This window comes from Ferrimonas marina (assembly GCF_900129905.1).
Lineage (GTDB): Bacteria > Pseudomonadota > Gammaproteobacteria > Enterobacterales > Shewanellaceae > Ferrimonas > Ferrimonas marina.
In genome coordinates this window covers 313,079-327,458 of record NZ_FQXG01000002.1, presented here as the reverse complement: position 1 = coordinate 327,458, position 14,380 = coordinate 313,079, and the positions used below count along the sequence as shown (strand labels likewise).

The 14,380-nt window shown below is 61.6% G+C and carries 13 protein-coding genes; 4 read left to right on the top strand and 9 right to left on the bottom strand.

The annotated features are described in order from the left end of the window. Positions 1-138 precede the first annotated feature (138 nt). Both BUC04_RS05215 and BUC04_RS05210 read left to right on the top strand, forming a co-directional pair. Positions 139-1,440, top strand: coding sequence for an inosine/guanosine kinase (locus BUC04_RS05215; RefSeq protein WP_067658899.1), 1,302 nt, complete (start codon positions 139-141; stop codon positions 1,438-1,440). Between the two features lie 348 nt (positions 1,441-1,788). Continuing rightward, complete coding sequence (locus BUC04_RS05210; RefSeq protein WP_067657263.1) at positions 1,789-3,093, top strand: inosine/guanosine kinase; 1,305 nt, start codon at positions 1,789-1,791, stop codon at positions 3,091-3,093. A 442-nt stretch (positions 3,094-3,535) separates the two neighbouring features. Here BUC04_RS05210 and BUC04_RS05205 read toward each other — a convergent pair whose 3' ends face one another. From BUC04_RS05205 to BUC04_RS05190, 4 genes are all read right to left on the bottom strand, one after another. Beyond that, positions 3,536-4,627: a calcium:cation antiporter gene (locus tag BUC04_RS05205; protein ID WP_067657266.1), complete on the bottom strand. Its 1,092-nt coding sequence runs from the start codon at positions 4,625-4,627 to the stop codon at positions 3,536-3,538. A gap of 10 nt (positions 4,628-4,637) precedes the next feature. Next, positions 4,638-5,531, bottom strand: a complete 894-nt coding sequence (gene secF / locus BUC04_RS05200; RefSeq protein ID WP_067657269.1) for a protein translocase subunit SecF — start codon at positions 5,529-5,531, stop codon at positions 4,638-4,640. Then, positions 5,528-7,321, bottom strand: coding sequence for a protein translocase subunit SecD (secD, locus tag BUC04_RS05195; protein WP_067657271.1), 1,794 nt, complete (start codon positions 7,319-7,321; stop codon positions 5,528-5,530). The genes secF and secD overlap by 4 nt, the downstream gene beginning before the upstream one ends. 180 nt (positions 7,322-7,501) lie before the next feature. Then, entirely contained in the window at positions 7,502-7,936 is a 435-nt protein-coding gene (locus BUC04_RS05190; protein WP_067657274.1) for a hypothetical protein, read from the bottom strand. Positions 7,937-8,187: 251 nt separating this feature from the next. Between BUC04_RS05190 and efpL the strand changes: the two genes are divergently transcribed. Further along, the gene (gene efpL, locus BUC04_RS05185; RefSeq protein WP_067657277.1) at positions 8,188-8,760 is read left to right on the top strand and encodes an elongation factor P-like protein EfpL; all 573 of its coding nucleotides are present in this window, start codon (positions 8,188-8,190) and stop codon (positions 8,758-8,760) included. Positions 8,761-8,865: 105 nt separating this feature from the next. Here efpL and BUC04_RS05180 read toward each other — a convergent pair whose 3' ends face one another. Genes BUC04_RS05180 through BUC04_RS05165 form a run of 4 tightly spaced genes read right to left on the bottom strand, consistent with a single transcriptional unit; the run spans position 8,866 to position 12,679 of the window. After that, positions 8,866-9,558 (bottom strand): histidine phosphatase family protein, encoded by a 693-nt coding sequence (locus BUC04_RS05180; protein WP_067657280.1) that lies wholly within the window; start codon positions 9,556-9,558, stop codon positions 8,866-8,868. 7 nt (positions 9,559-9,565) lie between these two features. Further along, the gene (locus BUC04_RS05175) at positions 9,566-10,645 is read right to left on the bottom strand and encodes a phosphotransferase family protein (RefSeq protein ID WP_067657284.1); all 1,080 of its coding nucleotides are present in this window, start codon (positions 10,643-10,645) and stop codon (positions 9,566-9,568) included. Next, positions 10,623-11,447: an SDR family oxidoreductase gene (locus tag BUC04_RS05170; RefSeq protein WP_067657287.1), complete on the bottom strand. Its 825-nt coding sequence runs from the start codon at positions 11,445-11,447 to the stop codon at positions 10,623-10,625. The genes BUC04_RS05175 and BUC04_RS05170 overlap by 23 nt, the downstream gene beginning before the upstream one ends. Then, the gene (locus BUC04_RS05165; protein WP_067657290.1) at positions 11,444-12,679 is read right to left on the bottom strand and encodes an acyl-CoA dehydrogenase family protein; all 1,236 of its coding nucleotides are present in this window, start codon (positions 12,677-12,679) and stop codon (positions 11,444-11,446) included. Before BUC04_RS05165 ends, BUC04_RS05170 begins: the two co-directional genes overlap by 4 nt. A gap of 110 nt (positions 12,680-12,789) precedes the next feature. Between BUC04_RS05165 and BUC04_RS05160 the strand changes: the two genes are divergently transcribed. Further along, positions 12,790-13,692, top strand: coding sequence for a LysR family transcriptional regulator (locus tag BUC04_RS05160; protein ID WP_067657293.1), 903 nt, complete (start codon positions 12,790-12,792; stop codon positions 13,690-13,692). Positions 13,693-13,709: 17 nt separating this feature from the next. On the opposite strand, the gene BUC04_RS05155 is transcribed toward BUC04_RS05160, so the two are convergent. Continuing rightward, entirely contained in the window at positions 13,710-14,336 is a 627-nt protein-coding gene (locus BUC04_RS05155; RefSeq protein ID WP_067657296.1) for an RDD family protein, read from the bottom strand. Positions 14,337-14,380 lie beyond the last annotated feature (44 nt).

Sequence of the window (14,380 nt, the reverse complement as noted above, 5' to 3'; positions counted from 1 at the left end):
CGCCGCTGGATTTTAGCCGTTGCTATGGTAGACTTTCGCGCCATTCTTCGGGCCCGCAGCCCGGGCCTGATCACGGAACTGGATCCAGGCTAACTACACTGCATGGAAGCCCAGCACAGCAGCGCGAGCGAGCCGAGCATGAAATTCCCCGGTCAACGTAAGTCCAAACACTATTTCCCGGTTGAGTCCCGGGATCCGCTCACCAACGAGCTCAACCCGGTGATCCGTCCCCGCCACACCCATGTCACCGGGATCGATCAGACCCTGGTGGACATCGAGGCCCACGTGGACGATGCCTTTATCCAGCGCCACGGCCTGCGCAAGGGCAACTCCATGCTGATTGACGATGCCGCGGCGCACGCGCTCTACACCGAGCTGCAGGAGCAGAAGCTGATCACCGAGGAGTTTGCCGGCGGCACCATCGGCAACACCCTGCACAACTACGCCACCCTGGCGGACGATCGCTCGGTGATGTTTGGGGTGATGAGCCGCAACATCCAGATCGGCAGCTACGCATACCGCTACCTATGCAACACCTCCTCCCGGGTCGATTTGAACCAGCTGCAGCCGGTGGACGGCCCCATTGGCCGCTGCTTTACCCTGATCACCGAGTGTGGCGAGCGCACTTTTGCCATCTCCAAGGGCTCCATGGACAAGCTCGAGCCGGAGTTTATCGATCAGAAGCTGGTGCAGACCGGCTCGGCGCTGGTGCTGACCGCCTACCTGATGCGCGCTGGTGACGACCCCATCGGCGAGGCCGCGATGACCGCCATTGGCTACGCCAAGGCCGCCGGGGTGCCGGTGGTGCTGACCCTTGGCACCCGTTTCCTGATTGAGCAGGACCCGGAGTGGTGGCAGAACTTCATCCAGGAGCACGTCTCGGTGCTGGCGATGAACGAGGAGGAGGCGGAGGCGCTGACCGGTCAATCGGATCCGCTGCTGGCCTGTGAGCGGGCGCTGGAGTGGTGTGACCTGATTCTCTGCACCGCTGGCGCGGCGGGCCTCTACACCGCCGGCTGGAGTGACGAGCAGTTCCGACGGGAGACCGGTCACCCGCTGCTGCCCGGTGCCATCGGCGAGTTCAACCGCTACGAATTCTCCCGTCCGATGCGCCGCAGCGAATGCGATCAGCCGTTTAAGGTTTACTCCCATATCGCCCCATTCATGGGCGGCCCGGAGAAGATCAGCAACACCAACGGCGCCGGTGATGGGGCGCTGGCGGCGTTGCTGCACGATATGTCCGCCAACGATTACCACAAGCTCAATCTGCCCAACTCCAGCAAGCACCGCTACCCGGGCTTGTGCTACTCCTCCTTTGCCCAGCTGTGCAAGTACGCCAACCGGGTAAGCTACGAGGTGCTGGCCCAGCACAGCCCGCGACTGAGCCGGGGCTTGCCGGAGCGGGAAGACAGCCTGGAAGAGGCCTACTGGGAGCGGTGAGACGGTAGGCTCTAGGGAAGAGCAGGTTTTAGGGCGGGATTTGCCCTTCTAGGTAGAAGCAGGGGCTAGGTAAAAGCCTAGGATCTAGGGGAGCGTAGAGATGGGCTCCCTGCCTAGCACCTAGCACCTAGCACCTAGCACCTAGCACCTAGCACCTAGCACCTAGCACCTAGCACCTGACTTCTAGTCACTGGCGCATAAATGTGAGTAAGCACTAGGTTTGCTGCTGCTTCGTCGTGTTAGACTCGCCGCCTTTGTTTTTCGCCCCGGCCTAGCCGGTTAGCGGTCACTCACTCGCCCGGACTGGCGGGGTCAGCGGCAAGGAGCTGCGGCGTAACGGATCCTGTGATGAAATTTCCTGGCCAACGCAAACACAAGCATTACTTCCCGGTGGATGCCCGGGACCTGCGCAGCAAGGAGGTGGGACTCCCCAGCCGGCCTGTGCGCTCCCACATCTGCGGCATCGCCCAAACCCTGGTGGACATCGAGGCCCACGTTGATGATGACCTGCTGGCCCGTCACCAACTGGTGAAGGGCAACTCCCTGCTGATCGACGATGCCGCTGCCAATGCCCTCTACGCGGAGCTGAAGCAGCAGGGCAAGATCGTCGAAGAGCACGCCGGTGGTACCATCGGCAACACCCTGCATAACTTCGCCACCCTGTCCGATGAGCGGGCCGTGCTGTTTGCCGTGATGGAGCGGCAGATCGAGATCGGCAGCTACGCCTACAAGTACCTGAGCAACACCTCCTCCAAGGTGGACGTCAACCAGCTGCAGCCGGTGGATGGCCCCATCGGTCGCTGCTTTACCCTGATCACCCCCTGTGGCGAGCGTAGCTTTGCCATCTCCAAGGGCGCGATGGACAAGCTGGAGCCGGAAGCGATCAAGCCGGAGCTGGTGGCTTCCGCCGGGGCGCTGGTATTCGCTTCCTACCTGATGCGCAGTGGCGACGGCGACAACATCGACCAAGCCGCATTGCGTGCCATGGCGGTGGCCCACGAAGCCCAGGTACCGGTGGTACTGACCCTGGGAACCCGCTTTTTGATTGAGCAGGACCCGGCCTTCTGGCAGGACTTCATCCAGCAGCACGTTACCGTGTTGGCGATGAACGAGGAGGAGGCGGAGGCGCTGACCGGCGAGTCCGATCCGCTCAAGGCTGCGGAGATCGCCTTGCAGTGGTGCGATCTGGTGCTGTGCACCGCCGGCCCCGAGGGCCTCTACATGGCGGGTTACTGTGAAGAGAGCCAGCTGCGGGAGACCGAGCACGAGCTGCGCAGTGGCGCCATCGGTGAGTTCAACCGCTACGAGTTCTCCCGACCGATGCGTCGCGATGCCTGTGATACCCCGGTGAAGGTCTACTCCTACATCGCCCCCTACCTGGGTGGGCCGGTGGAGATCCTCAACACCAACGGTGCCGGTGACGGTGCCCTGGCGGCGCTGTTGCATGACATGGCGGCGAATCGCTATCACCGCATCAATGTGCCCAACTCCGCCAAGCATGCGGTGTCCAGCCTGAGCTACTCCAGCTTTTCCCAGATCTGTAAGTACGCCAACCGGGTCAGCTACGAGGTGCTGGTGCAACACAGCCCCCGTCTCTCCCGCGGCCTGCCAGAGCGGGAAGAGAGCCTGGAAGAGGGCTACTGGGACCGTTGATTGTTTTTATTGCCTGTCGGCAATAAGAAAGCCCGAGTCGAAGGACTCGGGCTTTTTGTTTTGGCGGCTTTTACGCTTATCAGCGAAAGCCCCCATATTTGGATTTGTCGCGTTGGCGACGTGACGTGCAGGATGCATTAATGCCGCGGCAGCATGGATGCTGAAGAGCGGCCAACCAAAGGGGCTACGCGCCCCCTTGGAACCCCCGTTGCCTCCCATCGGTGCTGAATCTTCGCTCCGGCGGCATCGACTGGCGGCAGAGACCAAAGTCGACCTCCATGTCTCCGTTGGTCATTCGGGCCATCCTGGCCCTAAGCCTTGCCGATGACGCCTATGCTCAGGCACCTCTAAGTCGGCGTAAGAGCCTATCGGTCACCATCCCCCGACGAACTGAACATTCTCCTGAGGAGCGTGATGGGTCACGTGGTTCTTGTCTGCGCTTTTATTCGAACATCATCAGGAGATAGACCAGGAACAGCGATAGGTGGGAGACCCCGTGCAGTACATTGGTGCTGTTGCCGCTGAAGCTGACCTTGCACAGCAGCAGTGTGAGGCCCAGTAATACCATCTCCGCCGGCGCCAACCCCAGGATCACCTGGGTGTCGAGGAAGAAGGCCACCAGCAGTACACAGGGTACGGTCAGGGCGATGGTGGCCAGTACCGAGCCGAAGAACAGGTTAACGGCGCGCTGCAGCTGGTTGCCCATGGCCGCCTTGATGCCGCCAACCCCCTCCGGTGCCAACACGATGGCGGCAACGATAAGCCCCCCCAGGGCTGCCGGGGCACCCAGCTCGCTGAGACCATAATCGATGGGCTGGGCCAGGATCTTGGCCAGCAGGATCACCAGCAACAGGTAACCCACCAGCATCATGGCGTGGTAGCCGTTGGAGCACATCAGGCTGGTGTCGTGGGGCGCATCGCCGTGGTCACCATCGACGAAGAAGTGGCTGTGGCTGTGGGTTTGCACCAGCAGGAACACGCCGTAGATCATCACCGCGATGACGATCAGCAGCGCCGTCATGGCAAAGGAGAGGCCGCCAGTGATGCCGCCCAAGGTGAAGTTGGGCAGCACCAGCACCAGCAGCGATAGCGGCAGGATCCCCGACAGGTAGGAGCGGGCGCCATCCAGGTTGAAGGTCTGGGAGTGGAACTTCAGCCCACCCAGGATCAGGGTGACCCCCAGCAGGCCATTGAGCACCATCATGGTGACCGCAAACATGGTGTCACGGGCCATGGTGGGGTTGGGCTCACCGGTGAGCATCACCGAGGTGATCATCGCCACCTCCAGCAGGATCACCGACAGGGTCAGGATCAGGGTGCCGTAGGGCTCCCCCAACTTAATTGCCAGGGCATCGGAGTGACGTACCACGGCGAACACCAGTAGCATCACCACCGCCAGCAACGCGGCGGCTTGGCCCCAGTAGAACAGGGGCGAAGAGACCTGGGCCAGGGGGGTGGCCAGCAGGTGGAAGTAGAGCAGGGCGAACAGGCCGACAATCATCGGCCACTCGCGCCTTAAAAAGCGAAATCGCATTCAGGCTTCCTTATGGGGTTTCAGGGATGGGTTGGGTTTGATAGTGCTCCGGCTTGAGTCCGAGCCACTGGGGCAGCACGGTGCCGATGGAGATGGACGACCAGGTACCACTGAGGATCCCGACAAACAGCGCCAGGGCGAAGCCGGTCAGGGAGGCGCCGCCAAACAGCCACAGGGCACCGACGGTGGTCAGGGTGGTGCCGGTGGTGACCAGGGTGCGGGCGAAGGTCTGGGCCACCGCGTCGTCGTTGATCTTGGCCAGCGCCTCGTTGGGGCGGGCTACCAACAGCTCGCGGATCCGGTCGGCGATGACGATGGAGTCGTTGAGGGAGTAGCCCACCACCGCCATCACTGCGGCCAGGATGGTGAGGTTGAACTCCAGCCCGGTGGCAGCGAACAGCCCCAGCACCACCAGCACGTCATAAAACAGCGCCAGCAGGGCACCGCAGGCCAGGCGCCACTCGAACCGCACCGACAGGTAGAGCAGGATGCAGATCAGTGCCGCCAGCACCGCCAGGCCGCCCATCTCCGCCATCTCCTGGCCAACCTGGGAGCCAACGGTGCTGCTGTTGAGCAGCGTCACCTCGGGGTCAACCTGCTTGAGCACCTCCATGACAGTCAGGGCACCGGGCTGGGCCTCACCGTGACGGATGCTCCAGCGGCCGGGCTGACCGGCCTGGACCACGCCCACTTCCTGCTCCAGCCCGGCATTGAGTCGCTGGGTCAGCTCCTGACTGCTATGGCTGGGGGCGATCTCCACCTCGGTGACGACACCGCCGGTGAAGTCCATGCCCCAGTTCAGTCCGTTCAGGGTCAGTGCCAGCAGGGCTGCCACCAGGGTGAGGCCAGAGAAGGCGCTGGCCAGGTAGCGCCAGAACGCCAGTTGTTTGATGTTGATATTCATACCTTGACTCCACGACGACGGTCTTGGCCCCAGGCGAGATTGATGATCGCGCGGGAGAGGAAGATGCCGGTAAACATGCTGGTCAGCAGTCCCAGCCCCAGGGTCAGGGCGAAGCCCTGGATCGGCCCATTGCCGATGGCATAGAGGATCAGTGCGGTGATCAGGGTGGTCAGGTTGGCATCCATGATGGTGGTGGTGGCCCGGTTAAAGCCCAGGTCAATGGCTCGGGCCAGCGAGTAGCCCTGTTTGAGCATGTCGCGGATCCGCTCGAAGATAAGCACGTTGGTGTCCACCGCCATGCCCACGGTCAGCACCAGGCCAGCAATGCCCGGCAGGGTCAATACCGCACCAGGCAGCAGCGCCATCAGGCCCATCAGGATCACCAGGTTGGTGACCAGGGCGATGTTGGCGACCCAGCCTAAGCGGCGGTACCACAGCCCCATAAACAGCAGCGTCAGGCCCATGCCCACCGCCAAGGCGGTGAAGCCCTTCTCGATGTTCTCCGCCCCCAGGCTGGGGCCGATGGTGCGCTCTTCGACGATCACCACCGGCGCGGTCAGCGAGCCGGCCCGCAGCAGCAGCGCCAGCTGGCGGGCATCGGCCATGTCGCCGGCACCGGTGATGACAAAACGGCTGCCCAGCTGGGCCTGGATGGTGGCAACACTGATCACCTGGGTGTCGGTGGTGGTGGTGCCTTCGGCGGTCTGGCCGTACTCGGTAAAGGCGGTGGCCATCGGTTGGCCGATGCGGTCCCGGCTGAAGCGCGACATGATGCTGCCGCCCTCGGAGTCCAGGGTGATGGCCACCTGGGGGCGGGACATCTCATCCAGGTTGGCTCGGGCATCGACGATGTGCTCGCCGGTCAGCACCGGGCGGCGCATCACCGAGACCGGCTCGCCATCCTGCTGGGGCAGCCATTTGCCCCGGGCTGCAACGCCCTGGTTCACCTCGTAGAAGGCCAGGCTGGTGGTGGCGCCGATCACCGCCTTGGCGGCGGTGGGGTCCTGCACCCCCGGCAGCTCGATACGGATACGGTGGCTGCCCTGGCGCTGCACCACGGCCTCGGTAACACCCAGCTCCTCGATGCGGCTGCGCATGATCTGCAGGTTCTGGATCACCGTCAGGCTGGTGAGCTGCTGCACCTCCTCCTCGCTCAACTGCAGTTGGGCCTGGTCGCCGCGCAGGCGCAGCTGCCACTGGCTAAAGCGCTGGCGCACCAGCTCCTGCACTGCGTCGGCTTGCTCCGGATTGAGTTGGTTCAGCTGCACGCTGTGGTCGCTCTGACGCGCCAGGGTGGCGCCGCGCACCAGCGGCCGCAGCTCCTGCACCAGGCTCTCCTGCTGCAGTGCAAAGATGGGGTCCATGTCCACATCCAGCAGGAACTGGACACCGCCGCGCAGGTCGAGCCCCAGGGTGATGGGCTTGAAGCCCAGCTGCTGCAGCCAGGTGGGCGCCGCAGGCTGTTGAGCCAGGGCCAGGGTAGCCTGGTGTTCGAGCCACTGCTGCAGGCTGGCCTGGGCGCTGAACTGGTCGTCCAGCTGGGTCAGCACCACGCGGGTGGTTTGACCGTCGTGCTGGACCGATTTGGGGGTGATCCCCTGACTTTCCAGGTGGCGCTGCAGCGCTTGCGGGTCGGCCTGTTCGGCCTGAGACCAGCGAACGTCGATGGCGGGGTCTTCGCCAAAGCCGCTGGGCAGGGCGCTCAGGGCCAGGATAATGATGGTGCAACCAAGCACCAGGTATTGCCAAAGGGCATAGCGGTTCGAGACCGCTTGGGATCTGTTTTCCATGGGATAAACCTGATCGGGGCTGTGCTGTGAACACAGCCGGATTGGCCATCGCCCAGGGGGCAATAGCGCAATGCTGCAAGCGGTCGTCAACGAGAGCGCGCAGCCTGCCTCAAGACAGGGAGCAGCAACAGGTCAGTTTGCGACGCAAGCAGCGTGAGGGCGGCACAAAGCCGCCTGGGATCAGGCGAGGGTGGGGTGTTGCAGTGCCAACAGGCGATAGAGCTGGTTACTCTCCTTCCAGCCGCCCAGGCGAGCGGGATTGGAGTGGGTTTCCAGCGGCCATTGCTGGCTGATGGGCAGCGGCTCGATGTAGCCGGGCAGGTATTGCTGCGGCACCGGGACAGGCAGCTCGTACGCCACCGCGTACTCCGGGCGCTGTTGCCGGTTGGAGCCTAAGAAGGCGGTGGAGAGGCGATCGCAGCTGGCCCGCAGCCAGTCGGAGCTGGAGGAGGGGCTGGCAAAGCCAAGCGGCTCGCTGATCTCGTCCTGGACCGGACTTTCCACCACCACCAGGTTCAAAGTCGTGACGGATTGCTGTGGTTCAGACACGGCGACGCCGACCAGCCCAGACAGGCCAATCACCAGCGACAGCAGCAGTATCCGAAGTCCTAACATCCAGACCTTTCACTTGATGGAGAAAAACAGGGCCTAGACCTTATCGCTTGCGCCTGAAAAAGGCAATTGGGTAGGGGTAAAACTGAGTGCAAACCTCGGTTTTTGTTTCAGTCACCCGAGGGGGAAAGCCCTTATCGATAGCAGAGTCGGTGGTGATATCGCGAGCAAAAACCCCTTGCAGGCGTGAAGGGACTTGCCAAGCGCGCTATCGATGGTACTTTGCTGTCATCGTCCAATAACGGGTGCCAACCATGCCAAAAGCGAGTGAGATTAAAAAGAACACGGCCATTGTCTTCAATGATAAAACCTACATCGTTCGGGACATCGAGCGCTCTGTCCCCCAGGGGCGCGCCGGTGGCAGTCTGTACCGGATGCGTATGTACGAAGTGGTGACCGGTCAGAAGGTGGATGAAACCTTCAAGGACAGCGACATGCTCGATCTGGGCGATCTGCGCCGCCGTCCTGCCACTCTCTCCTACATCGATGGCGATGAATATGTGTTCATGGACTCCGAGGATTACTCCAGCTATCACCTGAACACTGCGGCCATCGAAGACCAGATCCCCTTCCTGAATGAGTCCATCGAGGGGATGCAGGTGGTGATCGTTGACGACGCCCCGGTGGCACTGGATATGCCCACCAGCGTTGATCTGGAAGTGGTGGAGACCGATCCCTCCATCAAGGGTGCCTCTGCCACCTCCCGCACCAAGCCTGCCACCCTGTCGACTGGTGTCATCGTGCAGGTGCCGGAGTACATCTCCACCGGCGACAAGATCAAGGTCAACGTGGAAGAGCGTAAGTACATGAGCCGCGCCGACAAATAAGTCGGAGTGTGCAAACGAAAAAACCGAAGCCCAGGCTTCGGTTTTTTTGTGCCTTGCTGGTGGGGAGCCCATGGCGCGGCGCTCACTGGCACGGCCAGACTGGCGCTATTTGTAGGTGATGAAGTGCTTACCCGCTCGTTCCAGGTGGTGCTGCTCGTTGAAGCTGGCGACGGTGGGACCTTGGCGGCCGATCAGGATCTTCGACACACTGGCGTTGACCAGGGTCCAGCTGAGTCTTTGTACCCGCTCCGTTGGCAACTGCCAGATCCGGCCTAACACGGTGGCGATGGGGCCGCCGGAGCTGAACACCACACCCACCTCCTCGGTTTGCTCCAGGCAGTGGCTAAACGCCTGCCAGACCCGCTCGGTAAAGGCGGGCCAGCTTTCGGCAAACCGCTCGCTTTGACCTTCAGTGAGCCACAGCGCCATCCCCTCGGCGAACAGGGCCATCAGCGCATCGTCGTTGAGGCCATACAGCTCGTCCCGGGAGAGGCCACGTTGTGCCATCGCCGCGCGCACCACCGCGGTATGATCAAACTCGTTCCAGCCGTCGTGCTGGATCGGGGACGGGGCCCCCCGTGAGTCTTTGACCTGCTGCTCCAACGCCGTCAACGATGCCTGCAGGGTTTCCCGCTGGCGCACCAGGGAGCCGGAGAACAGCGCATCCGGCACACTGGTCTTCTCCGTTAGCCACTGACCGACATGGGCGCTTTGCTGGTGGCCCAGGGGGCTGAGTTTGTCGTAGTTATCGGCGCCAAAGCTGGCCTGGCCGTGGCGGACCAGATAGATCACCTTCATGTTGCTTTCATCGCCTTGCGCTGCTGGCTTTCATCGCCTTGCGGCTACGCCAGAGCAGGTAGTGCACGAATATCCAGAAGTGTTTAAAGGCTGGATTGCGGGTTTGCTTGTGATGATAGCGGTAATAGATCTGCTGGGCGATACCGGCCAGACGGAACAGGCCGAACACCTCGTAGAAGCGAAAATCCACGCCGCTGAGGCCGCGCTTTTCCAGGTAGTAATCCACCACCTGCTGGCGGGTCATCATCCCTGGCAGGTGGGTGGGCTGTCGCCGGGTGGACTGGGCCAGGAAATCGTCGTCGGCTTCCACCCAGTAGGCCAGGGTGTTGCCCAGGTCCATCAGCGGATCCCCCAGAGTGGCCAGCTCCCAATCCAGCACGCTGAGGATCTGGCTGGGGTCCTCCGGTGACAGCACCAGGTTGTCGAAGCGAAAGTCGTTGTGGGTCAGGCAGATGGTTTCTTTGCTGGGCTTGTTCTGCTGGAGCCAGCGCATCACCCCCTTGGCCGAAGGCACGTTCCAGGTGCGTGCATCGCTGTAGCGCTTCGACCAGCCGTTGAGCTGACGGTCGATGTAGCCCTCGCCCTTGGCCAGCTCGGTCAGTTTGGCTTCTTTGATATCCACCGAGTGCAGGTCAATCAGTGCATCCACCATGGCGGTGCACAGCTTAGCCGCCTGGGCCTCGCTGAGGTTGAGTGCCCGGGGCAGATCCTTGCGGGGGATCAGCCCGGTCAGCTTCTCCATCACGTAGAAATCGGTGCCCAGCACCTCACTGTCCTGGCACAGGGCGATCATCTCCGGCACCAGCGGGTAGGCCTTGGCCAGCGCCGCCTGCAGGTGAAACTCCCGGGCCATGTTGTGGGCCCCCTTGGCCTTGGTGCCCTTAGGGGCACGGCGCAGGATGTAGTCGATATCGGGGTAGCTGAGGCAGTAGGTCCAGTTGGAGGCGCCGCCAGAGTATTGGCTCACCTCTGGCGTGCCGGTGAGCTCTGGCCGTTGTCCCTTGAGCCAGGCGTCCACCTTGTCGATGTCGAGCTCCTCGCCGGCCCGGACCGCCTTGGGTTTATCAAGCAGAGTGGCTGGGTTCATCACGGTATCCTTTCAGTGAGAACTTACGGGTGCGTTTGGCCATCATCTTAAGATAGGCATTAGGCAGCCAACGCTTGATGCGCCAGGCTTTCTTGCCCTCCTTGTGGGTGAGGATAAGGAATTGCCTGTCCTGCACCGCCTGGAAGGTCTGTTCGGCCACCTGCTCGGCACTGACGCTGCCCCCCTCTACCAGCTTGGTGACCAGCGCCTGCATGGCGTGTTGCTCTTTGGGCAGTGCGGTGTGCAGCGCGGTACTGACAAAGGCGGGGCAGAGCACGCTGACGCCAACGCCAAAGGGCGCCAGCTCCAGTCTCAGGGTTTCGCTGAAGGCGACGATGGCCGCCTTGGTGGCGTTGTAGGAGCCCATCAAGGGGGTTGGGGTGAGGGCGGCCTGGGAGGCGACATTGACGATGTAGCCTTGGCCGGCACGGCGCATCGACTCGGCATAGGCCTTCACCAGGCGTACCGAGCCCAGCAGGTTGATGTCCAGCACCCACTGCCAGGCTGTCAGGCTTTCATCGCTGACGGTCCCGGCGGTGGGCACACCGGCGCTGTTGATCAGCAGGTCTACCCCGCCCAGGGTCTGATCGGTAAAGGCCTTGAGCCGGGCGACGCTGTCGTCACTGCTCACATCGGTCTCGATAAAGTGACCTATGCCGCCGGCCTCGGCGATCGCCTGCAGCGTGGCCGCTTGGGCACTGGCGTTGCGATCGGCCACGCAGACAGTAGCCCCGGCCTGGGCCCAGCGTTTGGCCATGGCCAGCCCCAGCCCGGAGGCGCCGCCGGTGATCAGCACCTTCATCGCGCTCCCCCTTGGCTGTGCTTGGCGATCTCCAGTCGCGCCACCATCGCCAGGTGCACCTCGTCGGGCCCATCGGCCAGGCGCAGCATGCGTGCGGCGGCGGCGAAGGTGGCCAGGGGGAAGTCGTGACACACCCCGGCACCGCCATGGATCTGGATGGCCATGTCCGCCACCTGTTGCAGCATGTTGGGCACCACCACCTTGATGGCGGAGATCTCGGTCATCGCTTGTTTGACGCCGAGGGTGTCGATCTTCCAGGCGGCGTTGAGGGTTAACAGTCGGGCCTGATCAATCATCAGCCGGGCCTGGGCGATCCGCTCGCCATTGCCGCCGAGTTTTAACAGCGGCTTGCCAAAGGCCACCCGGGACAGGCCGCGCTCGACGGCCAGCTCCAGTGCCCGTTCGGCCATGCCGATGGCGCGCATGCAGTGATGAATGCGACCCGGTCCCAGTCGCCCCTGGGCGATAGCAAAGCCCTTACCCAGATCCCAAAGCAGGTTCTGCCGCGGCACCCGCACCTGGTCGAAGGTGACCTCGCCGTGGCCGTAGGGGGCGTCGTATTCGCCGCTGGCGGTGAGCATGCGCTCGATGGTAACGCCCTCGCTGTCCAGCGGCACCAGTACCATCGAGTGTTGTTGATGTTTAGGCGCTTCGGGGTTGGACAGCCCCATGAAGATTGCCACCTTGGCATTGGGATGGCCCAGCCCGGTGGTCCACCACTTGCGGCCATTGAGCACCAGCTCATCGCCATCCTCGGTGATGGTGGCCTCCATATTGGTGGCGTCGCTGGAGGCAACCTGGGGCTCGGTCATGCAGAACACCGAGCGGATCTCTCCGGCCAGCAGCGGGGTCAGCCAGGTGCGCTTTTGTGCCTCGTTGCCGAAGTGATAGAGCACCTCCATGTTGCCGGTATCCGGCGCATTGCAGTTGAAGATTTCCGGGGCGAAGATCACCCGGCCGGTTTGCTCGGCCAGCGGGGCGTAATCCACCACGCTCAGCCCCTGGCCCAGTTCCGCGTCCGGCAAGAACAGGTTCCATAGCCCCGCGTCCCGGGCTTTTTGCTTGAGCGCCTCAATGGCTGGGCTGACCGTCCAGTTGTGCCAGTCGCCGCTGGGGTTACGCTGGGCCAGATCCTGCAAGATCGCCTGCTCGGCCGGGTAGACATGCTCGTCCATAAAGGCGTTGAGCCTGTCCAGCGTCTCCTGACAACGTGGGCTGTGGGTGAAGTCCATATCCTTCCTTAGCCAAGCGGCTGTTCTAGCAGTTTGACGTCAGTGTATCCAACCCATTAGTGTGAATGAAATGAAAGGTAATCAGCGCAAGCTTTGAATGGATTTCACAATTGCCCACGGTTAAAGCCCTAGCCCAGCTGGATCTCAACCTGCTTAAGGTCGTCGAAGCCCTCTACCAGCATCAGAGTATGACCGGGGCAGCGCAGCAGCTGAACCTCACCCCCTCGGCGGTCAGCCACGCCATGAAGCGGCTGCGCCAGGTCTTGGGGGACCCGCTGTTTGTCCGCCAGGGCCAACGCATGGTGCCCACCCCGGTGTGCCGCCGCATGCTTCCGGAGCTGCTTCGCAGCCTTACCCAGCTTCGCCAGGCTCTGCAAAGGCTGGGTAGCTTCGACCCGACCCAGGCCCAGCAGGTGATCCGCCTCGCCATCCACGATGCCCTTGAGCCGCTGTTTCTGCCTCGACTGGTGGCGCGGTTTCAAGCGCAGGCGCCGGGCCTGCAGCTGCACAGCGTGGCACTGGAAAGGGAGCAACTGACTAAGAAACTGGACCGCGGCGAGGTGGACTTTGCCATCGACGTGGCCCGGGCGCTGTCGCGGCCGGTGTGCCACAGCCCACTGGCGTCTTCACCCTACTGCGTGCTGGCTGGCAAGGCCCATTGGCCACAACCTGAGCTTAGCGCTGAGCAATATGGCGCCGCCCGGCATATCACGGTATCCAACCGGCCCACCGGCAAGGTGTTGGAGGACCTGGCCTTTGCTCAGCAGGGCTTCGAGCGAAACATCGCCATTCGCTGTCAAAGCTACCATAGCGCCCGGGCGATCATTGTCAGCCAGCCGCTGCTGCTGACCCTGCCTCGCTCCCTGGCACAAGGGCTGATGGACGACGATCTCGTTATGCTGCCGCTGCCCTTTGCTGTACCTGAGGTGCAAACTCACCTGTACTGGCATGAGCATGGTCAGGATGACAGTCTGCTGCAGTGGATGCGAGAGAGGATCCTGGCCGAGGTGTGACCGCGACGGTTTCTAAATCAATTCTTAGTGCTCGTATAACAGACTTTGGTTTTCGCTATGTAATCGTGTAGACAGCGTCGCTGTTTACCGAAAATCATGAGGGGATTAATAATCCCAGCTATTAGCTGACCTATGGGCTGAATGATGGTTAACAAGTGCATGGGTAGCATTCTAACAAAGACAATCTTTCTAAAGCTGGCCTGAGTGCCATCTAAATTTTCTATCCTTATCGATAGAAGTCTTTTACCAATGGTCTGTCCGTATTGGTGCAGGAAATACCCATGAACTGTAAGCTGAATAGCCAAGCCAAGGATTAATGTATAGATCGTTTCAATCAAAATTACCTTTGTGCTGGACTCAATAGCGGGTATGCCGAGCAACAGGAATTCACCGAATAGGATAATCATTGTGATAATCATCGCAATAATGAAATCGACTAAAGCTGCAAAAAATCTATCGAGCCTAGTCGCTCTCTCACCTATGAGGCTACTTTTACTTTCTAATGATGGTAGAGACTGTTCTTTCTCCGCAATAAGCATATCAATGCGCTTTGCTCTTTCTGGAAAAGCAGTGCGGTCAATAGACTCTGCAGATGAGTAAAGGTCATCTAAAGAGTAATGTGAAAAATCGATTTCCTTATCCATAATAAAACCATTCCCTTTCGTTAAGTCTCAGCTAAGGCTTCCTG

Excerpts from the sequence above, each read along its gene's own strand:
- BUC04_RS05215 (WP_067658899.1), top strand. The coding sequence starts at position 139 with ATGAAATTCCCCGGTCAACGTAAGTCCAAACACTATTTCCCGGTTGAG.
- BUC04_RS05210 (WP_067657263.1), top strand. The coding sequence starts at position 1,789 with ATGAAATTTCCTGGCCAACGCAAACACAAGCATTACTTCCCGGTGGAT.
- BUC04_RS05205 (WP_067657266.1), bottom strand. The coding sequence starts at position 4,627 with ATGCGATTTCGCTTTTTAAGGCGCGAGTGGCCGATGATTGTCGGCCTG.
- secF (WP_067657269.1), bottom strand. The coding sequence starts at position 5,531 with ATGAATATCAACATCAAACAACTGGCGTTCTGGCGCTACCTGGCCAGC.
- secD (WP_067657271.1), bottom strand. The coding sequence starts at position 7,321 with ATGGAAAACAGATCCCAAGCGGTCTCGAACCGCTATGCCCTTTGGCAA.
- BUC04_RS05190 (WP_067657274.1), bottom strand. The coding sequence starts at position 7,936 with ATGTTAGGACTTCGGATACTGCTGCTGTCGCTGGTGATTGGCCTGTCT.
- efpL (WP_067657277.1), top strand. The coding sequence starts at position 8,188 with ATGCCAAAAGCGAGTGAGATTAAAAAGAACACGGCCATTGTCTTCAAT.
- BUC04_RS05180 (WP_067657280.1), bottom strand. The coding sequence starts at position 9,558 with ATGAAGGTGATCTATCTGGTCCGCCACGGCCAGGCCAGCTTTGGCGCC.
- BUC04_RS05175 (WP_067657284.1), bottom strand. The coding sequence starts at position 10,645 with ATGAACCCAGCCACTCTGCTTGATAAACCCAAGGCGGTCCGGGCCGGC.
- BUC04_RS05170 (WP_067657287.1), bottom strand. The coding sequence starts at position 11,447 with ATGAAGGTGCTGATCACCGGCGGCGCCTCCGGGCTGGGGCTGGCCATG.
- BUC04_RS05165 (WP_067657290.1), bottom strand. The coding sequence starts at position 12,679 with ATGGACTTCACCCACAGCCCACGTTGTCAGGAGACGCTGGACAGGCTC.
- BUC04_RS05155 (WP_067657296.1), bottom strand. The coding sequence starts at position 14,336 with ATGGATAAGGAAATCGATTTTTCACATTACTCTTTAGATGACCTTTAC.